Origin of the sequence: Cytobacillus purgationiresistens (genome assembly GCF_030813235.1) — a bacterium.
Lineage (GTDB): Bacteria > Bacillota > Bacilli > Bacillales > Cytobacillaceae > Cytobacillus > Cytobacillus purgationiresistens.
The window spans coordinates 274,302-294,316 of sequence record NZ_JAUSUB010000002.1; the positions used below are offsets into that span (position 1 = coordinate 274,302).

21 protein-coding genes are annotated in these 20,015 nt (G+C 35.9%); 9 read left to right on the plus strand and 12 right to left on the minus strand.

Features of this window, described 5'->3' with window-relative positions:
- Positions 1–15: 15 nt before the first annotated feature.
- The 6 genes from fumC to sigY form a co-directional block, all read right to left on the minus strand.
- A complete protein-coding gene (gene fumC / locus J2S17_RS04035) occupies positions 16–1,395 on the minus strand; it encodes a class II fumarate hydratase (protein WP_307472148.1) in 1,380 nt (459 codons plus the stop codon).
- A 259-nt stretch (positions 1,396–1,654) separates the two neighbouring features.
- Positions 1,655–2,860: an ABC transporter permease gene (locus J2S17_RS28805; RefSeq protein WP_370874942.1), complete on the minus strand. Its 1,206-nt coding sequence runs from the start codon at positions 2,858–2,860 to the stop codon at positions 1,655–1,657.
- A gap of 121 nt (positions 2,861–2,981) precedes the next feature.
- Positions 2,982–3,266 carry an NAD(P)-binding domain-containing protein gene (locus tag J2S17_RS04040; RefSeq protein WP_307472150.1) on the minus strand — a complete coding sequence of 95 codons (285 nt, stop codon included), beginning with the start codon at positions 3,264–3,266 and terminating at the stop codon, positions 2,982–2,984.
- A gap of 378 nt (positions 3,267–3,644) precedes the next feature.
- A complete protein-coding gene (locus tag J2S17_RS04045) occupies positions 3,645–3,851 on the minus strand; it encodes a sigma-Y antisigma factor component (protein ID WP_307472152.1) in 207 nt (68 codons plus the stop codon).
- Positions 3,848–4,177, minus strand: a complete 330-nt coding sequence (locus J2S17_RS04050; protein WP_307472154.1) for a YxlC family protein — start codon at positions 4,175–4,177, stop codon at positions 3,848–3,850. Before J2S17_RS04050 ends, J2S17_RS04045 begins: the two co-directional genes overlap by 4 nt.
- Positions 4,164–4,766 carry an RNA polymerase sigma factor SigY gene (sigY, locus tag J2S17_RS04055; protein ID WP_307472156.1) on the minus strand — a complete coding sequence of 201 codons (603 nt, stop codon included), beginning with the start codon at positions 4,764–4,766 and terminating at the stop codon, positions 4,164–4,166. Before sigY ends, J2S17_RS04050 begins: the two co-directional genes overlap by 14 nt.
- A 118-nt stretch (positions 4,767–4,884) precedes the next feature.
- Between sigY and J2S17_RS04060 the strand changes: the two genes are divergently transcribed.
- The gene (locus J2S17_RS04060) at positions 4,885–5,211 is read left to right on the plus strand and encodes an HPr family phosphocarrier protein (protein ID WP_307472158.1); all 327 of its coding nucleotides are present in this window, start codon (positions 4,885–4,887) and stop codon (positions 5,209–5,211) included.
- A gap of 172 nt (positions 5,212–5,383) precedes the next feature.
- Here the strand turns inward: J2S17_RS04060 and J2S17_RS04065 are convergent, their stop codons facing one another.
- A complete protein-coding gene (locus J2S17_RS04065) occupies positions 5,384–7,414 on the minus strand; it encodes a transglycosylase domain-containing protein (RefSeq protein WP_307472159.1) in 2,031 nt (676 codons plus the stop codon).
- 216 nt (positions 7,415–7,630) lie between these two features.
- Here J2S17_RS04065 and J2S17_RS04070 point away from each other — a divergent pair, with 216 nt between their 5' ends.
- Entirely contained in the window at positions 7,631–8,137 is a 507-nt protein-coding gene (locus tag J2S17_RS04070) for a universal stress protein (RefSeq protein WP_307472161.1), read from the plus strand.
- 111 nt (positions 8,138–8,248) lie between these two features.
- Here the strand turns inward: J2S17_RS04070 and J2S17_RS04075 are convergent, their stop codons facing one another.
- Positions 8,249–8,710 carry a helix-turn-helix transcriptional regulator gene (locus tag J2S17_RS04075; RefSeq protein ID WP_307472163.1) on the minus strand — a complete coding sequence of 154 codons (462 nt, stop codon included), beginning with the start codon at positions 8,708–8,710 and terminating at the stop codon, positions 8,249–8,251.
- 190 nt (positions 8,711–8,900) lie between these two features.
- Between J2S17_RS04075 and J2S17_RS04080 the strand changes: the two genes are divergently transcribed.
- Positions 8,901–10,043, plus strand: a complete 1,143-nt coding sequence (locus tag J2S17_RS04080) for a histidine kinase N-terminal domain-containing protein (protein WP_307472165.1) — start codon at positions 8,901–8,903, stop codon at positions 10,041–10,043.
- A 99-nt stretch (positions 10,044–10,142) separates the two neighbouring features.
- On the opposite strand, the gene J2S17_RS04085 is transcribed toward J2S17_RS04080, so the two are convergent.
- On the minus strand, positions 10,143–11,381 hold the full coding sequence (locus tag J2S17_RS04085; protein ID WP_307472167.1) for a dicarboxylate/amino acid:cation symporter: 1,239 nt from the start codon (positions 11,379–11,381) through the stop codon (positions 10,143–10,145).
- A gap of 201 nt (positions 11,382–11,582) precedes the next feature.
- Here J2S17_RS04085 and J2S17_RS04090 point away from each other — a divergent pair, with 201 nt between their 5' ends.
- From J2S17_RS04090 to J2S17_RS04105, 3 genes are all read left to right on the plus strand, one after another.
- Positions 11,583–12,134: a GNAT family N-acetyltransferase gene (locus J2S17_RS04090; protein ID WP_370874943.1), complete on the plus strand. Its 552-nt coding sequence runs from the start codon at positions 11,583–11,585 to the stop codon at positions 12,132–12,134.
- A 342-nt stretch (positions 12,135–12,476) separates the two neighbouring features.
- Complete coding sequence (locus tag J2S17_RS29070; protein WP_503128664.1) at positions 12,477–12,878, plus strand: MerR family transcriptional regulator; 402 nt, start codon at positions 12,477–12,479, stop codon at positions 12,876–12,878.
- A 65-nt stretch (positions 12,879–12,943) separates the two neighbouring features.
- The gene (locus J2S17_RS04105; protein ID WP_307472173.1) at positions 12,944–14,305 is read left to right on the plus strand and encodes a hemolysin family protein; all 1,362 of its coding nucleotides are present in this window, start codon (positions 12,944–12,946) and stop codon (positions 14,303–14,305) included.
- 81 nt (positions 14,306–14,386) lie between these two features.
- Here J2S17_RS04105 and J2S17_RS04110 read toward each other — a convergent pair whose 3' ends face one another.
- Together J2S17_RS04110 and J2S17_RS04115 are read right to left on the minus strand one after the other, a co-directional pair.
- On the minus strand, positions 14,387–15,790 hold the full coding sequence (locus J2S17_RS04110) for an ATP-binding protein (RefSeq protein ID WP_307472175.1): 1,404 nt from the start codon (positions 15,788–15,790) through the stop codon (positions 14,387–14,389).
- On the minus strand, positions 15,780–16,481 hold the full coding sequence (locus J2S17_RS04115; protein ID WP_307472177.1) for a response regulator transcription factor: 702 nt from the start codon (positions 16,479–16,481) through the stop codon (positions 15,780–15,782). The genes J2S17_RS04110 and J2S17_RS04115 overlap by 11 nt, the downstream gene beginning before the upstream one ends.
- Before the next feature lie 161 nt (positions 16,482–16,642).
- Between J2S17_RS04115 and J2S17_RS04120 the strand changes: the two genes are divergently transcribed.
- Together J2S17_RS04120 and J2S17_RS04125 are read left to right on the plus strand one after the other, a co-directional pair.
- Positions 16,643–17,293 carry a hypothetical protein gene (locus tag J2S17_RS04120; RefSeq protein ID WP_307472179.1) on the plus strand — a complete coding sequence of 217 codons (651 nt, stop codon included), beginning with the start codon at positions 16,643–16,645 and terminating at the stop codon, positions 17,291–17,293.
- A 72-nt stretch (positions 17,294–17,365) separates the two neighbouring features.
- Entirely contained in the window at positions 17,366–17,680 is a 315-nt protein-coding gene (locus J2S17_RS04125; protein ID WP_307472181.1) for an ArsR/SmtB family transcription factor, read from the plus strand.
- On the opposite strand, the gene J2S17_RS04130 is transcribed toward J2S17_RS04125, so the two are convergent.
- Complete coding sequence (locus J2S17_RS04130) at positions 17,677–18,591, minus strand: cation diffusion facilitator family transporter (protein WP_307472182.1); 915 nt, start codon at positions 18,589–18,591, stop codon at positions 17,677–17,679. The two genes, J2S17_RS04125 and J2S17_RS04130, sit on opposite strands and share 4 nt — an antisense overlap.
- A gap of 386 nt (positions 18,592–18,977) precedes the next feature.
- On the opposite strand from J2S17_RS04130, the gene J2S17_RS04135 reads away from it, so the two are divergent.
- A complete protein-coding gene (locus J2S17_RS04135; RefSeq protein WP_307472186.1) occupies positions 18,978–19,844 on the plus strand; it encodes a YitT family protein in 867 nt (288 codons plus the stop codon).
- Positions 19,845–20,015: the final 171 nt, after the last annotated feature.

Here is a 20,015-nt window from a genome sequence, read left to right on the forward strand (position 1 = left end):
GGGGGCTTATCTTTTTTATATCATCTTTTCTGGTACGACCCATTCCTGATACTGTTCCTCATTGATGTAGCCTGTTTTAAGTGCTGCTTCCTTTAAAGTCGAATTGTCTGTAAAAGCCAGCTTAGCAATTTCGGCTGCCTTTTCATAACCAATATGGGGATTGAGGGCAGTAACTAACATTAAAGATTGATCAACATAACTTTTAATTATGTCTTCATTGGCTTGCAATCCAGCTATACATCTATCATTGAATGACATCATGCCATCCGCAAGTATTTTAATGCTTTGTAACATATTATAAATGACCACAGGCTTATAAACATTAAGTTCGAAGTTCCCTTGGCTTGCAGCAAATCCTATTGTGGCATCATTGCCGAACACTTGGCAGGCTATCATTGTCAATGCTTCGCTTTGAGTTGGATTTACCTTGCCTGGCATAATTGAACTACCTGGTTCATTCGCAGGAATAGTTAATTCGCCGATTCCGCTTCTTGGTCCACTAGCTAACCATCTTACGTCATTAGCTATCTTCATGAGATCAGCAGCTAATCCTTTTAATGTACCATGAACATGAACCATCTCGCTGTGACTAGTAAGAGCCTGGAATTTATTTGGTGATGAAATAAACACAATACCTGAGTGCCTAGAGATTTCCTTTGCCATTCTATCACCGAATGTTTTATCGGCATTAATCCCAGTTCCTACGGCTGTCCCTCCAATAGCAAGTTCTTCTAAATATTTTTTTGCATCTTGTAGCATTTTTTCATTTTTTTCTAGCATGTAGCGCCAGCCGCTCATTTCTTGCCCTAATGTTAGGGGGGTTGCATCCTGAAGATGCGTTCTGCCAATTTTCACAATATATTGATAAGCATTTTCCTTCTCTTTAATTGTCTCCTTTAACTTTTGCAGTGATGGTAACAAATCATTTGTTATTTCTTTTAAAGACGCGATATGCATGGCAGTGGGAAATGTGTCATTTGAACTCTGTGACATATTTACATCATCATTTGGATGAACACCTTCCTTTTCCCCATTTTCTTCCAAAAGCTCATTTGCTCTCCTTGCCACTACCTCATTTACATTCATATTCGTTTGTGTTCCGCTTCCTGTTTGCCAAACAGCCAGAGGAAAATGGCTATCAAATTGCCCAGCCAACACCTCATCACAAGCTGTCACAATGGCTGTTTTTTTATGTTCTGCAAGCTTTCCGAGCTCATAATTAACAATGGCTGCTGATCTTTTAACAACCGTAAACGCATAAATCAGTTCCTGAGGCATTTTTTCAATCCCTATTTTAAAATTATTTCTGCTGCGTTCAGTCTGTGCCCCCCAGTATTTATCTACCGGAACCTTTACTTCACCTAAAGTGTCTTTTTCAATACGATAATCAGACAAATGAATACCTCCTTAAACTTTTTTCTATATTGTATTCATTTCCCTATTTCATGAACTTTAAATGGTTTGCAATTGTAAAGTGATTAATAAGTTATTTAATTTTAATATGAAAATATAAGAACCTTGCTACATTTTATTGTAGTAAGGCTCTTTAAAGTTGTTTTAATTCCTATCCTTTTAATGGTGTTTGTACTTAAAAATCAATAATAAAGTTGTTTAATTCTTATTCAACTAAAGCCCCCGTTAGTTGAATACCACGCTATTCTTTAAAGGTACTTCCTAAGACATTGACTCTCTTTGATACAAAAAAATATACAAATACATAAACAAATAAACTTCCAATTACAAGATTGAATAAGTTAGCATTAGAAGTATGCATGAACATTGCGAAATATAGAATAAAAAATTGTGCATATAGTATGACCAAGACAAACTTTAAGAAAGAATCTTTTATCTGAGATTTTGAAATAGGATAAAGTAATACACTTTCTTTCATTTCATGTTGTAAAGGAATTACTTGATATCCAGTCATAAATAAAATGAGGAGATTAAAGATCCAACCACTTGCTGGCATAGCATAATTAACAAATATGCCAATTACAGTCAGTCTTAAATAAAGGTAAAAGTAATCATTGTATCTTACAAACAAGTGTGAGTATAAATATACGAATGTACTACTCTGACTATATGGGATACACCTCTGCAGAATCATTGTGAGCAATCGTCTACGCCGAAAAGAACGTTTAAGATTAGGGACATCTATGAAAAAGTTAATAAATTTAAAATTTCTTAATAAGGCACTTTCTTCTTCATCTATTTGCCACTGCCAATTCAAATTTCTTTTTTTTCTTATAAAGTTAATTAAATAGACGAGATTTATACTCATTAATATAAGTACATAAATCCAGTCATTTTTAAACAAAAAGTAACACATTAAATATATTAAAAAAAACCTATTCAACCTATGTAACACAAGTTGTACATGGTTCTCTAACCATTGTTCAATCCACTTCATTAAAATGTTATAAACAACAATCCCCACTATAAAAAAAAGAAAGAGAAGATTTATATTAGTTGTGTGCAAAAATAGGGATAAAAAAACAGTTATGAAACTTACCAATTTAATAACATCAATAACAAAACTATATATAAGTGATTTAATAAAATAAGGCTTTAACCGCCATTCTAATGGCAACAAAAAGAGTATATCTGCCCTTTTAACAAAAGTCCGTACTTTTGTCCGTTTTAAAATGTAGGTTACTAATAGTGATAAGATGACTTCAACAGATATTTGAGGAGGTATCCACTGTAGAAATAAATTAAAAAAATAAATTAAAATACTACTAATGATCAGAAAAAAATAAAAAACACTTGCACCAATTATTGAATAGTACCTGAACATTTTTCTATAATATTCTTGAACCCTTAAACCCCATAATGTTTTTATATCCATTAATACACCCATACCTTTATTAAATAATTCCCCAATCTTTTATTAAAGTTAACATAAATGTCATTTTCCTTTTTACATAAAGATACCACAAACAACCCTTTGCCACCTCCTACAACCATTACAGAACCACTATCTAATGACGATGAATCTTTGTATTCGGAGGTATGTAAATGGGATATAGAAACATCACTTCAATTACAGACGGAACATACGGTTTTTGAAAAGCACCCGAAGCTACAACTACTTCATTCGTCTGTAAAGTCCCTTGTGATGTATGCACAGTGAAGCAATAATCTTGCTTTTCCACCTTTTTAACCTTCACACCTAGTTGATAAGGTAATTGAAAATGTTCTACATAAGACTCTAAATAATCTGCCATCTCATCTTTAATTGGATAAGACTCAAAATTTTCAATCATTTCTAATAGTTATCTAAATGTGCGTTTAATTCCAGAAATTCCAGTCCTTCATTCTCAATATCTTCCCATATATAAATCGCCATACAGCACCCTCCATTTTTTTACAATGATTATATCATATTGTTCAACTAACCTGCTCCGTTAGTTCTATAAGAATTAAACAACTTTATTATTTTTCAAAGGACTTTATTGTAAAGTAAACAACTTTATTATCTCTGCACAGCAATGAACTTTTCTTTTTCTGTATTCAAAAGCACCACAAGCTAAATGACCTATGGAGCACACAAAAAAAACCGCCAATTTTTATGCGGTTTTCGTTTATTCTCTCTTTTCGGCAAAATCATAAGGCATTCACTTTACTGTCTATCGATAGTAATTTCAATTTCTTTTCTCTTTTTTCATCCATAGTTTACGAACGAAGGTAAGGTAAAATAGTGTTGGCATCGGTGCTTGAATCAGGCCAATGATTCCCCAAAGCCAATAGTTATGACCATGCTTCCTTGCATCCATAAACAGAAATAGGCTCTGGCAAATTAAGATGAAGCCTACAGTAATGATAACGAAAGTAACATTTTCATCAATCATTCACTCTTCACCTTCTTCTTATAGCGGAAGATTGTATAAAAAGTTATAAATACAATGCAAATCGTCTGAATCGAGAGAAAGATATAAGGCTGCTGATAGAGAGTAAACAAGACTGTACTTAAAACGAAAAGAGCGACGATCGCAAATACACATAAATCCTTTATTAACCTTTTTCGCTGAGTTAATTTTTGCTCCGCTACATAGTTCTCAAACCAATTGATATTTGGAACATCGATCTCAGCTTGCTGATCGAGGGAGTCCAACCCTTTTGTAAGCTCTTCTATTACTTCATCCTTCATCTCAGTATTTGTTTCAGTCTTCTTCATTAATATTCATCCCCTTTCTGACCGCCATAATCCCATTATGCACTCTTGACTTCACTGTTCCTGAAGATATGTTCATGATTTCGCCAATCTCATCGTACGAATAACCATAATAATGCTTCAGCACGATGGGAACCCTGTGGCCTTCAGGCAACTTGCCAAGCTCCGTTAATGCGTCATTCCAATCTTCATTATTGCTTTCAACTTGCCACTTCATTTTACGGTAAGCATCCTCTTGTGCTTTCCAGTTCCTTTCACGCTTTGCCTTTCTTTGAAAATCGATATAAAGATTAGTCGCAATTGATATGAGCCAAGTAGAAAATTTAGATCTCTCATGAAAAACATGCATTTTTTCAATGGCCTTTGCCATGGTTTCCTGTGTAAGTTCTTCTGATAGCTCTGCACTCATGGTTACTTTTATTAAGTATTTAAATAAAATGGGATAATTCTCTTGAAAAAGCTTGGCAAATGCAAGTTGATCGCCCTTTTTTGCTCTTCTTATTAGTTGTTTTTCCTCCACGGCTCTCACACTCACTTTCACTTCTATCCCTTTTTCATATAGATAAGACGAATAAATAATAAAATCGTTCACTGCCTTTTATTTTTTCTTTCTTTGTAAAAAGAGAAAGGTTTTATATTTATGGAGTTGGGGTAACTATTTATTAACGATAACAATAACTTAGGTCACAAAGTGAGGAGAACAATAAATTATGAATAAAAAGATTATATCCGCTAATGTAACAGTAAGTAAAAAGTTCACTATGAAAAAAATGATTGATATTTATCAATCAGCAAAGGAATTCAACGGTACTGTTTATCTATTAAACGAGCAAAAGGCTGTTGATAGCTCAAATCTTTCTAGAGTAGTATCATTTCTCCTTATGGTCAAACCAAACTCAAAATTAAAAATCATTGTTGAAGGTACTGACGTCCAATATCAATTAGATAAAATGGAAGCACTCTGCACCACTCAAGTGGCAGATTTGAAAATCACAAAGGAAAGAGCAATCCATCAATACCAAACAATCCAAATTTAATATAAACAGGAGTGAATATAAATGATTCGTACAATATTAATGATCATCGGGTTAATCGTTGTTGTCAGCGCCCTTATTACTTGGTTAACTTGATCAAGAACTTACCAATTGCAATGATCTTAACCATATATCCATAAAAGCGCACAGCAATTAATGATGCTGTGCGCTATTTTTATTCTCCATCTCTTCTAAACCAACCGTCCCAGCGCTCTCTACCTCTTTGAAACCAGTTATCCCAGCGCTCTTTTTCTTCATTGATGGCTTCCTCAAGTGCCTTTCTTTCTTCCTGTTGCTGCCTTTTCTGGATAAGCCCATCAATCTTAGAGACATTAAAAGAAGCTACTTCTTCATTCGCCAAAGCTTTTGACATCATTTCCTTAAATAAAGGTGCAGTACCTTCACTGCTTGTCGTCGTTAAATAGTGATCTTTATCCGATTTATCATATCCAACCCATACAGCCCCGACAAGCTGTGGTGTATATCCGACAAACCATTGATCCTTTGTCCCTGTTGTCCCTTCAATTGGCAGTTGAGTTGATCCTGTTTTACCTGCTATTTCTCTGCCTTGAATTTTGGCTGCTTTTCCCGTACCGTGATCCACTACTCCAAGCAGCATGGTCGTAATTTGATCTGCAGTTTCTTTAGAGATCACTTCAGCTGGTTTGTCTTCCCACTCAGCAATGATATTCCCCTCTTGATTTTCAATCCTGCTAATAGTATGAGACTCTGTCTTCATTCCCTCATTCGCAAAAACAGCGTATGCCTCTGCCATATTCTGCGGTGAAACACCTTTACTTGTACCACCTAATGCTAGTCCAAGATTAGGGTTAATCACATCTTCTGGGAAACCGAAACCTCTTGCTGCTTCTGTCCCTTTATCAATTCCAATTTCATTAAGCAGCCAAACAGCTGGCAAATTAAGAGAATCCTTCACGGCTTCATACATTGGAACTTCACCTTTATATTGGCCGCCATAATTATTTGGTGCATAATCGCCGAACTCCATTTTTTCATCTTTAAGCACATCCGTAATCTTCCAACCATCCTCGATTGCTGCCGCATAAGGCACAATTGGTTTCATCGTCGATCCTGGCTGTCCAACAGGATGGATAGCACGGTTATGACCTAAAAGTGTATGTTCGCCTCTGCCGCCCGATAAGGCCCGGATTCCCCCTGTTGCTGGATCTATGAATAGCGCTCCACTTTCCACAGGTCTTTCACCAGTACTGTTAGGGAATAATGAATCATTCTTATACGTTTCTTCCACCATTGATTGCATGCTGGGATCAAGCTCTGTGTATATGTGATAACCATTTGTCAGCAATTCATCAAGAGTTAAATCATGCTTTTCCATTGCCTCTTCCAACACGACATCCACATAGTACGGAAACAATCCTTTCAGAGGATCTCCGCCCCCATCCTTAAAAACTAACTCTTCGCCTTTTGTTTTCTGAAGCTCATCTTGTGAAATAAAACCATGCTGGTTCATCTGATTTAAAACAACATTTTTTCTTTCCAGAGCCTTTGCTTCATTTTTATATGGATTAATTGTAGATGGTGCTTTAATCAATCCAGCAAGCAGCGCAGATTCACTTACTGTTAAATCCTGCACTTCTTTGCCAAAGTATTTTTTTGCTGCGCGTTTCACACCATACGCACCTTCACCAAAATAGATTTGATTCAAATACATTTGTAAAATTTCATCCTTCGAATATTTCTTTTCTATTTCACGCGCCAAGAAAACTTCCTCAATCTTTCTGCCGTATGTTTTTTCTGATGTAAGCAATGCATTTTTAGTTAGTTGTTGTGTGATTGTGCTCCCGCCCTCAACCACTTGACCTGCCTGTATATTCCTGACGAAAGCTCTGCCAATCCCTCTGTAATCCACACCGTTATGATCATAAAAACGATGATCTTCAATAGCAATGACCGCTTGTTTCAAGTTTTCAGGTATATCAGAAATTGCGACCCCCTCATTTTTGTTAGCCGATATTGAACTGGCTGGATCGCCATTTTTATCATAGATAATTGTCGGCTGAGATAACCCCGTTTCGATAGTACTGATATCAGCATTACTGGAAAATGGGTAAATAACTAATAATGAGCACAATGTAAATAAACATAATGACAATAACATGACTTGCGTAATATGGAACTTGTTCCATATTCCTTTTAACTTGGATACCTTAGATTTTTTTTGCATATTTCCTCCAAACTCTTCCCATGATGCTTATCGTATTCAAATTAGTTCCCTTGAATATTTAAGAATTAAAGCTTTAACATTTATTTTCCCTAGTATTAATATTCGTAAACGATATGGATTTTAGCGATGTAATCACATAAAAATTTTAAATTATTTGTGATTATCTTTACTAAATATCGGGTAAGGAACTATCATATCACGAAAGGATGATGGTCTATGATATTTAATAAAATCATCGTTGCCTATGATGACTCCCAGGGAAGCAGGAACGCGCTGGAAAAAGGCATTCAATTGTCACAACTCACACCTAATACAGAACTTTTACTTGCACATGTAGATGAAGAAAAGCTGGAGCACGCCCAGGTTGCTTCACCAGACTCGCACCTTAGGGCAAATGCTAATATGATTGAAGGTATGCAGCTTCAGCCATTATCGATTAGTGATCACGAGCCGCCGGCATCCTCTCATTCAAAAGTCATTAACAGCGTAGATCAGGCCATACAGCACGCTAAACAAATTGTGGAAAAAAATCATATGGAGATTAATTATAAGATTCTCGAAGGAAAACCAGCAGATAGCATCTGTCAATTTGCAGATACTGAAGGAGCTGACCTAATTATTGTAGGAAGCTCGGGAAAACAGGGAATCAAACGGATGTTCCTTGGCAGCACAAGTGAAAAAATCACGAAAAACGCCAACTGCAATGTCTTAATAGCCAAATAGGAACGCATAGAAGCGTTGCTCAAGGGTGATCAAAGAAAGGACTTCAGGATTTATATCTGGAGTCCTTCCCCTATGACCTCGAGCCATTAGCTACAAAAAAACTGGCACTAATTAAATATAAGATTCCTTAATAATTTCAGAAAACCGGTCAATAGCCGTACCCTCGTCAAAACTGCTGTAAATTCTAAAGTGCTCTTCATCAATAATCCGATAATGCTGGCTAATGATGTTCTGCTGCAAGATATAGCCGTTTTCTTTTTTCATTTCTTTCCACCAAATTTTACCACCTAGTGTTTTTTCTTTTCTATAATCTAAACCCTCTCTGGCGATCGTCTCTAACACTTCCAAAGGCTCGTTCCCAAATAAGAATCGGACCGTTTCCGTTTCACGAAATAAAGCACAAACAGCAACCACGGTTGACCAGCCTGCCTCTGCCCTTCCCTTTTCAATCTGGACAAGGGTTTTCTTAGAAACGCCTATGATTTCAGCCATTTTATCTTGCGTATAGCCTGCTTCAGTTCTTATAAGGCGCATTTTTTCAGACACTTTTAAAATAATTTCATCTCTTGTCAAAGTTTATTCAGTCCTTTTAAAGTAGTAGGCTAAAAGTAGCAGTGTAATTTTACACCTGGTAACTCTATTATAAAGCGAATAATTAGGATTTTTCAATTAAAACACAAATATTTTTCACGGATGAAATTTCCAACTGATTATAAGAGGATTTAAGACAATCTAGGCGAATCTATATTTACATGAAAGATTAATGGGGGTACTAGGTTATATGCATGCTGGAACCTATGAAAAGCTAGTTGCTTTTTTCGCTAAAAGGAAAAATGAGATATTGCATGAATGGGCTGATAAGATAAGAATTACGAATAATGATCCTTTTAAGGAATCCGTCTTAATTAACGGAGAAGTCATGTATCTTCTACTCATGAGAATTTTCTCCGATGAGGGTAAAGAATTAGACAATATCCTTAGAGAACTCGCTTTAACAGTTGCAAAGCAAAGAGTAAAAGCAAATATTAATATCGGTGACTTTGTATTTAATGTAAATATTGGAAGGGAAGTAACGCAAAAGTATTTATTTCAAATCGAATCCACTGAAGCTGAGATGCGCACATATATTCAACAGATGAATTATTGCTTTGATCAATTCCTGTATTATGCGGTTTCATTTTATAGTGAGAATCAGAACCAAATTATTAAGGAGAAAAACCAGTTTATTGATTCCACACACAAGGACCGACTAACTTTATTAGGGCAAATGACATCAAGCTTCATTCATGAGTTTAGAAACCCATTAACATCAATCCAGGGCTTCATTCAATTACTCAAATCCGATTATCCCAATATGAAATACCTGGAGATCATTTCAAATGAAATTGAGCAGTTAAACTTTCGGATCTCTCAGTTCCTGCTCCTTTCCAAGAAAGAAATCATTGGAAAGGACAAGACCAAATTCTCACTCAATCTATTAATTGAAGAAGTACTCAACTTCCTCTACCCAAGCATTCTTGATAGCAAAGTGAAAATTATTAAAGAAATACAAAAAGATGATGTCATTTTAATCGGGTATAAAGATGAAATTCGACAAGTGTTGATTAATATTATTTTCAATGCAATTGATGTATTAAGTCCTGAGCGGTTAAACCCTACAATAATAATTAGTTTAGGGATAACAGATATGAATCAGGTACAAATCCATATCGCTAATAATGGCCCAGAAATCCCTTCAAATTTGGTAAACACCATCTTTGAGCCCTTCTTTACCACTAAGACCCTTGGTACAGGTCTAGGACTATTTGTTTGCAGGGAGATAATAGAAAAACACCGTGGCTCATTATCTTGCATATCTGGAGAAAATCAGACGATCTTTTCAATTATCCTACCAATTGAGCGCTAGTATGAATCTAAACTCCTGCCAATATGGGAGCTATAACGGCTCCATAAAAAAAGACGACTACATTTCAAAATAGAATGTTGGTCGTCTTTTTTTGTTTGCTTATTGTGCAGTATTTTCTTTAAGCTCTCTTTTTCTTTCGGACTCAGTAATCCAAGCTGCACATGCTGCATCACCTGTAATATTGACTGCAGTTCTTGCCATATCTAATAATCGGTCGATACCTAATATCAAAGCGATTCCTTCAACAGGAAGATTTACTGACTGTAAGACCATTGCAAGCATGATCAGCCCAACACCAGGTACACCCGCTGTACCTATACTAGCAAGGACAGCTGTCAGTACTACCGTTAATAATTGCCCAAAACTTAAGTCAATCCCATAAACTTGGGCGATGAAGATTGTAGCTACACCTTGCATGATTGCCGTACCATCCATATTGATGGTTGCACCTAAGGGCTGTACAAAGCTGCTGATTGTTTTTGGGATTTTCAAGTTTTTTTGCGCGACTTCCATCGATACCGGGAGTACAGCATTACTGCTTGATGTACTAAAAGCTACTCCCATTGCTGGAGCAAAGCCCTTAAAGAACTTCAATGGATTTCTCTTGCCGCCAAAGAAGTATACCGTGCCTCCATACATAATAAAACTATGTATTATAAGCGCCACCAGAACAATTGTCATATATAAGCCCATTGCTTTTATTGCCGATAAGCCTTGGCTTCCAATAGCTGAGGCAAGCAACCCGAAGGTCCCATAAGGAGCAAATTTCATCACGATTCCAACAAGATACATCATAATATCATTTCCTTGCTGGATCAGATTGACAACCCCTTTGGTTTTTTCCCCAAGTACCGTTAATGCAAATCCAATAAACCCTGCAAACACAATAATTTGAAGCATATCTCCAGAAGACATCGCCTCAAATGGATTAGAAGGAATAATATTTAATAGCGTTTCACTAATTGGCGGTGCTTCAGATGCTTCATAATCAGATGTAGTTGTCGTATTAAATTCCCCAGCTTCACCTGGTTTAAAAATTAATGCTAATGACATTCCTATTGCAAGAGCGACAAAGGTTGTACATACAAAATATGAAATCGTTCTTACACCAATTCTTCCTAAGTGCTTAGGTTCACCCAAACCATTAAACCCTAAGATAATTGAGAAAAGTACAATAGGAATAACAAGCATACTAATCAAATTAAGAAAAATCTTGCCAAGCGGACTAAATAACCAAGTATCTAGTACATCAAATACACCAGGGGCAGTGATATTAAGAGTAATACCTACAATTGCACCTGCTATTAAAGCAATAACAATTTTAGTCGTTAATTTCATAAAAGACCTCCCAATTTTTAGTTCGAAATATAAGAATAATATATTGCACGTTACTAACGCAAAGAAAATGAATTATCTTACTATAATTTTAATTCTTTTTTACTATTTTTTATTTCCTTCAACTCGTTTAAGAAATTCGAATATTTTCTACGGACCGGCATTTCATTCTTTGCACGAGAATATTTTAATATAGAAGGGAGTGTGAGCGATTTGTTCACTCTAAAGGTCGATAATGAAATCGATTTACAGCTTTTGCAGGCTCATCATGCTAACGATTTTTTCCATCTCATCGACTCCAACCGAAAGCATTTGAGGGAATGGCTTCCATGGATTGATCAAACGCAATCGCACGCTCAATGCCGCTATTTAATAGATATGTGGCAAAAAATGTATACTAATCATATCGGATTAAATACTGCCATCCTTTTCAACGGACAATTAGTCGGTTCTATTAGTCTGCATCAAATCGATTGGATGAATAGGCAAACTAATATCGGGTACTTCTTAGGTGAACAGTTTCAAGGAAACGGGATTGTAATTAAATCTGTTAAAGCCCTTATGCAATATGTATTATTAGAGTTACATTTGAATCGAATTGAAATCAAGTGCGGATTGAATAATAACAAAAGTCGCTCCATACCTGAAAGGCTTGGCTTCACAAAAGAAGGTCTCATGCGAGATGGTGAATTACTTAACAATCGTTATCACGATTTGGTCGTTTACTCTTTTCTTTTATCTGACTTAAACAAATAAAACCTACCATTATGAACTAACACTATTATGTTGAAATACTCTTTTCACTATTCCCTGTCCAAACCTTATTTCAAAATACGGATAATTAATCATGAATTTTAAGGAGACCTCTCTCCTTTTTTATTATTTTGGACAAGAATATAGTATGCTTTCCCTAACACCATATATATTTAAACATAAAATTTTTTTAAAATTAATACTTCATATTAACAGAATTTTCGCATAAAATAAAATTGGAACCTGCTATTTAAACCAATACGTTTGACTGTATGGTTTTTACTAAAGTATAATTATTTTTATATTATAAGAAAACTGAGGTGATACGATGGGGCATTCTATCGCATCGGTGAGTTAGCAAATATTGCAAACGTGTCCAAAAGGACAATAGACTACTATACATGCATTGGATTAATACATGCTGAACGTTCAAAATCCAACTATAGAATTTATTCTGAAGACGTGATATTGGACTTAAGGTTTATTGATGAATGCAAAAAAATGCATATACCTCTTGAAGAGATTAAGAGAAAGCTAGAAATGAATACGAAAAGGGATTTCCTTACAAGAGAAATCGACAAGCAGGTTGAGACAGTGACCCTTCAAATGAAACATCTTCATTATGAAATATCGGTTTTGATGCCTCTTATCAAAAATTTAGAGGAGAAAGAAAAAGACGATGTCTCTAAGAAGCTGACCTTCGAAGGGTCTGCCTTGCTTCAAGCTCTTGTCAGCTTAAAAAGCTAGTCCAACTTTTCAAGAAAATTAGGAGGTGACACCCTGCCCGTTCATTCGGGACATGGGGAACTTATTTGGACATATTAAACTTGGTTATAGTAGCCATTTTAATTGCTTTAACGGCATTTTTTGTAGTTTCAGAATTTGCCATCGTAAAAATAAGAAGTTCTAGAATTGACCAATTAATAGAAGAAGGCAGCACAAGAGCGATTGCTGTAAAAAAACTGACAACACATCTTGACGAATATTTATCTGCTTGTCAGCTAGGAATTACCATTACTGCTTTAGCCCTTGGCTGGCTCGGTGAAAAGACGTTTGAAAGTATTTTGTCTCCTATCTTCCAATTTTTCAGCTTGCCTGAGTCACTATCACACGTGCTGGTCATTGCATTTGCGTTTATGATTGTGACATTTTTACATGTGGTAGTTGGTGAACTCGCACCTAAAACAGTCGCCATTCATAAAGCTGAGGCAGTTACTTTATTAGTCGCTAAACCGTTGATCTTGTTCTATAAAATAATGTTCCCGTTTATTTGGATTTTAAACGGATCTGCAAGACTTCTGACTGGCTTATTCGGTTTGAAGCCTGCATCAGAGCATGAGTTGGCCCATTCTGAGGAAGAACTTCGTATTATACTTTCTGAAAGCTATGAAAGTGGTGAAATTAACCAATCTGAGTTTAAGTATGTAAATAAAATCTTCGAATTTGATAATCGGATTGCAAAGGAAATTATGGTTCCTCGGACAGAGATTGTTTCATTAGCTAAAGAAGATCATTTAGAAACTTTTCTTCAGGTCGCTCAACATGAAAAATTTACCAGGTATCCAATCATTGACGGAGATAAAGATCATATCATCGGGATGATCAATATAAAAGAAATCCTTACCGAAGTCATCTCGAAAAAAAATGAAGTTGTAGTAAAAACTTTAGATTCCTATGTTCGCCCAATCATTCGAGTAATTGACTCCATACCGATTCATGATTTGCTATTAAAAATGCAAAAAGAACGTATTCATATGGCTGTTTTAATGGATGAATATGGTGGTACATCCGGGATCGTTACAGTAGAAGACATCATCGAAGAGATCGTCGGAGAAATTCGCGATGAATTTGATGCCGATGAGATTCCAAACATTCAAAAGGTAAAAGATGATCATTATATTTTAGACTCAAAAGTGCTTGTTACCGAAATTAACGACCTATTTGGAATTGAAATGAATGATGAAGATGTTGATACTATTGGCGGCTGGATATTAACTGAGAACTATGAAGCAAAAGAAGGAGACATATTGCAGCATGGAGCTTATCTGTTTAGCATTCTCGAGATGGAAGATCATCATATAAAATTTGTAGAAGTAACAAAAATACCCGAAATAGAAACAACCAAACCGCAGGATTTATCTTTAAATGAAACACAAGTCATCTCACAATCTTAAGTCTGAATCTCAGTTCCAATCGGATAGCAATCCTATAAGCGAGTGACTAAAAAATAACCAAAGGAGCATATGCGCCTTTGGTTATTTTTTTGGAAATAGCAGACTGAACATCGTACCCTTCCCTTGCTCACTCACTACTTCTATCTTCCCATCGTGTAGTTCAACAAGTTGCTTCACAATGGATAAGCCAATCCCAAACTCCCCAAAATAATTATTCGTCCTTGATGTATCCGCTTTATAAAACCTCTCCCATATCCAATCAACCTCTTTCGGATCAATGCCGATTCCGTTATCTTCAATATCTATCTGTATACATTCTTCACTCTCAACTGCTCTAAGGGAAATCCAGCCATTTTCAGTGAATTGAATACTATTCTTCACGATATTTACTAAAATTTGTACAATTCGATCATAATCTGCCATCAAGGTTAATTGATCATCTGCCTCTATCGAGATCTGATTGTTTTTCTCTTCCGCTTGGAATAAAAGCTGTTCACTTACAACCTCAAATACTTCTATTACATGAATCTCCATGATGTTTAGATGCAGCTGATTTGACCGGATTTTTTCATAATCCAGATTCTCGTTCACAAGTCTAATTAACCTCTTTGCCTCCCTATCAATTAACGTCATCCCTTTTTCTACTTCCTGTTCCGGAATAAGCTCATTTTTTATCCCTTCTGCTAGCCCGCTAATGGTCGTTAAAGGCGTTCGCAATTCATGAGAAACATCAGCTAAAAACTTTTGTCTGCGATTTTCCAATCGATCAATCTCTTCATTCGACACTTTTAATTTGTTTGCCATTTTATTAAAATCCTTTGCAAGATTGCCCAACTCATCATTGCTTTCATCAGGGACATTTACATTATAGTTCCCCTCTGAAATCATTGAGGTGGCATTGCGAAATACTTTGATTCTGTTCGATAAGTTTTTAGAGAAAAACAGGCTGAGAAAAATCGCAGCAGATAATGAAATGCCGATGGTGTAAATTAAATATTTATTTAGTTGACCCACCATTTGCATCGAGCTACTTGTTGGTGATAAGAGTAAGATGCCACCTGAGATTCTATCCCCCTGCATATAAGGCATGGCCACTAATGTCACTTCTTGATCAAAACGTTTAATATCATGACTAACAGAAATCTGCTTACCTGAGGAAAGCTGATTCCATTCCGCATTCGAAAGTTTTACAATCGGATCCCTGATGTTCGGATAAATAATATTTCCTTTTCCATCGAAGAGAATATACTGGATATTTCTTGCCTCAAGCAGCTGACTGTACTTTATTAACAATTCCTGTGTTTCATCAAGTCTCACAGTTATATCAATTAAAATTTGCTCTCCATATTCACTCAGCTCTTCTACCCTGTTTTCAAAGATATAACTTTCTACAAAGTGTGAAAATAAAACACTCAAAAGTAAGAAAGCCAGAAATAAAATCAAAATATGACTGGTCAGCAACTTATAAAAGAACTTAACTTTCATAGTGCTCTGCTGACTCATCAAATTTATAGCCAACGCCCCATACTGTATGTATAAATGGCTGATCTGTATTGCCTATTTTTTTCCTTAGCCTTTTTATATGAACGTCAACCGTTCTTTCATCCCCATAAAATTGGTAGCCCCAAACTTTATCCAATAATTGTTCCCTGGAAAAAACCTGTTTCGGATTTTTAATGAAATAATATAAGAGATCAAACTCCTTGGGTGTTAAATTGGTTAATAAAACCCCATCAAAATAGGCTTCTCTTGATTCTTTACTAATTTTAAAATAATTGCTCGAAATAAATTGTCCCTCTTCTTGCTCAGAGGTATCTACGTGGAATCTTCTCGTTACTGCTTTAATTCTTGCCATTAATGTAAGTGGGCTAAACGGTTTTGTTACATAATCATCTGCACCCATCTCTAATCCCAATACTTGATCAGATTCACTGTCTTTGGCTGTCAACATAATAATAGGCACCTTGCTTAATTCTCTAATCTTCCGGCATAAAGTCACCCCGTCCATAATCGGAAGCATCCAATCGAGAATAATTAAATCCCAATTGCCCTTATTAAAATACTCAAAACCTGATTGTCCATCGTGAACAAATTTGCCTTGATAGCCTTCCTTCATAAAAAACATTTCAAGCATTGAGCAAACACTTTCATTATCTTCCACAACTAAAATGTTCATTCTGCACCATCCCGAACTCTGTTTATTTAATTCTATTTAACCGAATTATCGTGTTCATTTCAATCAAAGGGTCATCATTTGCATGAAAAAATGATGGATTATTTATTTGTAAGATTAGGACATCATAAGATGAACCCTATTTTATCTTGGAGGAATGAGCTATGAAAAGAAAAGTATATGTTGTGATTACCCTATGCATTTTACTCATTGGTACGTTCTTAACTTTACTGCCTCCTGCTGCACAAGCAATCGATAGTAAAGACCTGGATGTGGGTAAACATCCTCACTGCACTTCACTGGATCAAAAAGAATTAAAAGATTTACAGAATAAAGGCTTTAAGAAAAAAGATATCATTATAGCATCACATATCGCTAAACACACAGATAAGAATGCAGAGGAAATTTTGGCGTATTATAAAGACCATGAAGAGTCATGGAAAAAAACAGCCGCTCATTTCGGTGTAGATTTAAAGAAACTTAAGGAACATCATAAGAAGAAGGAAAAAAGATTATTAGAGCATAAAGACGAAGTAATTAAAGTACTCTCATCCTATTCTGGCAGAACCGAAGAAGAAATTCAAAGCTGGCTTCAAGGTGGTGAAAGTTTCCATTTAATCATTGCAGGATTAGCCATTTCCAAAGTGAGTGGCACAGATATCAATGATATTTTCAAAATGAAACAGGATGGCCGCAGTATCCGTCAGATTAAAACAGACTTGAAAGTAAAAGACGAGGAGCTAGAAAAAGAGTTTGCCACCATTTTCACCGAAGTAAAAAAGGTATTAAAGGAAGAAAGAAATCAAACCCGCTGATATTCACAGCGGGTTTTCTTATTTCCATTTGCCATACATCAAGGCTATACTATTATTGGGAAGGTGAATGAAATGAATGATGAACAAACACAATTTGAAAATTTTGATGAAGAGACACTTTTCATTGTGTCTCAAACCTTTAAAGCTCTATCAGACCCTACAAGGTTAAGAATACTGCATTTACTATTCCATGAAGAACACTCTGTGAATGAAATTGCAGAAAAGCTTTCTTTATTACAATCAACAGTCTCTCATCAGCTCCGTTTTTTAAAAAACCTAAGACTTGTTAAATTCAGAAGAGAAGGAACTACTCTTTACTATAGCCATGATGATGAGCATGTCATCAGTCTTCTGAAACAAACAATAGACCATGCCCAGCATTCCTAATTACAGCTTTCTTGATGACCTGGGCATCCGCTATTTTCCCCTTCAACCTGAATGGTGCTGTGCTCAATACCGAATTCATTATGCAGCACCACCTGTGACTTACGTAAAACTTCGTCATGATTGATATCGCCCTGCATGATAATATGACAGCTTAAGGAATGATAGCCCGATGTGATTGTCCAAACATGGAGATCATGCACATCAGCTACTTCAGGTATTTGCTGAAGCGATAATTTAATCTTTTTAATCTCTAATCCATCTGGTGTACCTTCCATTAGTACATGGAAGGATTCCTTCATTACCCTCCAGCCGCTAATCAAAATGAGAATCGCTACAATTGCACTGGCAATTGGATCTGCTATTCCCCAATTAAAAAAGTAAATGAGCAAGGCTGCTATTATCGCTCCAACTGAACCAAGCATATCCCCAATGACATGTAAAAAGGCACTCTTCACATTTAGGTTATCATCTTTATCCCCCTTCATGAGAATAAACGCTGCTGCAATATTTACTATTAACCCAATCGCAGCAATTGCAAGCATCCCAAGACTTTGAACAGCTGGCGGATCTAGCAATCGATGATAAGCTTCATAAAAGATGTACAATGCAATAAGGATTAATGTTAGTCCATTAATGGCTGCTGCAATGATCTCGAAACGTTTGTATCCAAAGGTCTTCCTGTCTGTTGACTTCTTTTCAGCCATTTTAATGGCTATAAAACTCAACCCGAGTGCCGCTGCATCACTTAGCATATGACCTGCATCAGATAACAGTGCGAGACTATTTGTCATAATCCCCCCGATTAATTCTACAACCATAAAAGAGGCAATTAAAAAGAATGCCCATAAAAGGACTTTCTTATTGGTTGAAGAATGATGGTGGTGTGATCCATGTGAATGTCCGTGTCCCATGGTACTGTTCCTCCTATCTATATATGAATATATGTTCATATATACATTATGAGTTAAACTCAAACAATGTTCAACCCTATTAAATAATATCGAATGATTTTTTTTACCTGTTCTTTTTTCGACATGTCGCTTTACTGAAGCTGATTCTATCATTTCCATTGAATTTAACATTTTGCTAAATAATAACCTTTTTAACCTTTTCTTTAACATTTTTCCCAAAAATATTTTTTATCCATAAAAAGTAATGGTAAAATAGAAATGTATCTTATTTCCATAAGGAGGAGAAAAGGATGCAAAATAGAAAAAAAACGCTGTGATTGTTCTAGTATTTTCTTGTAAACAATCGTTTTTTTTCGTCATTACATATGTAAAGAAGGAAGGATTTTATGGCAAAGGCACACAAATCAGAAAGTATCATGCACATTATTTATCGGTATTTTATGCTTCTTATTGGTGCAGTACTCGCTGCACTCGCAATTGAGTTATTCCTAATTCCAAACTCCATTATTGATGGAGGAATCATCGGTATATCATTAATTGTTAACAATTTAACGAACATTAATTTCGGTATCTTAATTATTTTCTTTAATATTCCATTTTTATTTGCAGGGTATAAGCATATTGGCAAAACCTTTTTCTTATCCTCTCTTTTTGGCATAGTTGCTCTAGCTGTCGCCGAATCCCAGCTTCACCATTTTACAGCATTTACAACAACCCCTCTGCTCGCGACGGTTTTTGGCGGACTTATTCTCGGTGCCGGCGTCGGTCTAGTCATTAGACACGGAGGCGCTTTAGATGGAACCGAGATTTTAGGCATCCTCTTAACCAAAAAAATCCCATTCTCTATCGGCGAATTTGTCATGTTTTTCAATATCTTTGTGTTTACATGGGCAGGCTTCGTGTTAGGATGGGAGCAAGCAATGTATTCGATCATCGCCTATTATGTAGCTTCGAAAACAATCGATACAGTTGTTCAAGGCTTTGAAGGTGATACCAAGGCAGTAATCATTGTGTCTGATCATTACGAGGATATCTCGGAAGCCATTATTGAACGGCTTGGAAGAACAGTAACCAAACTGAAGGGTAAGGGCGGATATAAAGATAATGATAAAGATATTATTTATGTCGTCATAACCCGATTGGAGATATCAAAATTAAAATCAATTGTTAATGAAATTGATACAAATGCTTTTACAACTATCATGGATACGCAGGAAGCACAAGGAAGTAAATTCAAATCTGCGATTCATTAACAAAAGAGTAGGCCCAAAAGATGATAATCATCATTTTTTGGACCTACTCTTTTCATTTGTCCAGCTTCAGTTCCTAGGGGCTCGAAGTCTTACGTTGTCGCACCTGAACAGTCGCCTACGCTTTTCTTTTTGTCTAGCTTCGGCTCCTAGGTGCTCGAAGTCTTACGTTGT

Bases quoted from the DNA above. Each gene is read 5' to 3' on its own strand.
- J2S17_RS28805 (WP_370874942.1), bottom strand. From the start codon at position 2,860: ATGGGTGTATTAATGGATATAAAAACATTATGGGGTTTAAGGGTTCAA.
- J2S17_RS04040 (WP_307472150.1), bottom strand. From the start codon at position 3,266: ATGATTGAAAATTTTGAGTCTTATCCAATTAAAGATGAGATGGCAGAT.
- J2S17_RS04045 (WP_307472152.1), bottom strand. From the start codon at position 3,851: ATGATTGATGAAAATGTTACTTTCGTTATCATTACTGTAGGCTTCATC.
- J2S17_RS04050 (WP_307472154.1), bottom strand. From the start codon at position 4,177: ATGAAGAAGACTGAAACAAATACTGAGATGAAGGATGAAGTAATAGAA.
- J2S17_RS04060 (WP_307472158.1), top strand. From the start codon at position 4,885: ATGAATAAAAAGATTATATCCGCTAATGTAACAGTAAGTAAAAAGTTC.
- J2S17_RS04065 (WP_307472159.1), bottom strand. From the start codon at position 7,414: ATGCAAAAAAAATCTAAGGTATCCAAGTTAAAAGGAATATGGAACAAG.
- J2S17_RS04070 (WP_307472161.1), top strand. From the start codon at position 7,631: ATGATATTTAATAAAATCATCGTTGCCTATGATGACTCCCAGGGAAGC.
- J2S17_RS04080 (WP_307472165.1), top strand. From the start codon at position 8,901: ATGGGGGTACTAGGTTATATGCATGCTGGAACCTATGAAAAGCTAGTT.
- J2S17_RS04085 (WP_307472167.1), bottom strand. From the start codon at position 11,381: ATGAAATTAACGACTAAAATTGTTATTGCTTTAATAGCAGGTGCAATT.
- J2S17_RS04110 (WP_307472175.1), bottom strand. From the start codon at position 15,790: ATGAAAGTTAAGTTCTTTTATAAGTTGCTGACCAGTCATATTTTGATT.
- J2S17_RS04115 (WP_307472177.1), bottom strand. From the start codon at position 16,481: ATGAACATTTTAGTTGTGGAAGATAATGAAAGTGTTTGCTCAATGCTT.
- J2S17_RS04120 (WP_307472179.1), top strand. From the start codon at position 16,643: ATGAAAAGAAAAGTATATGTTGTGATTACCCTATGCATTTTACTCATT.
- J2S17_RS04125 (WP_307472181.1), top strand. From the start codon at position 17,366: ATGAATGATGAACAAACACAATTTGAAAATTTTGATGAAGAGACACTT.
- J2S17_RS04130 (WP_307472182.1), bottom strand. From the start codon at position 18,591: ATGGGACACGGACATTCACATGGATCACACCACCATCATTCTTCAACC.
- J2S17_RS04135 (WP_307472186.1), top strand. From the start codon at position 18,978: ATGGCAAAGGCACACAAATCAGAAAGTATCATGCACATTATTTATCGG.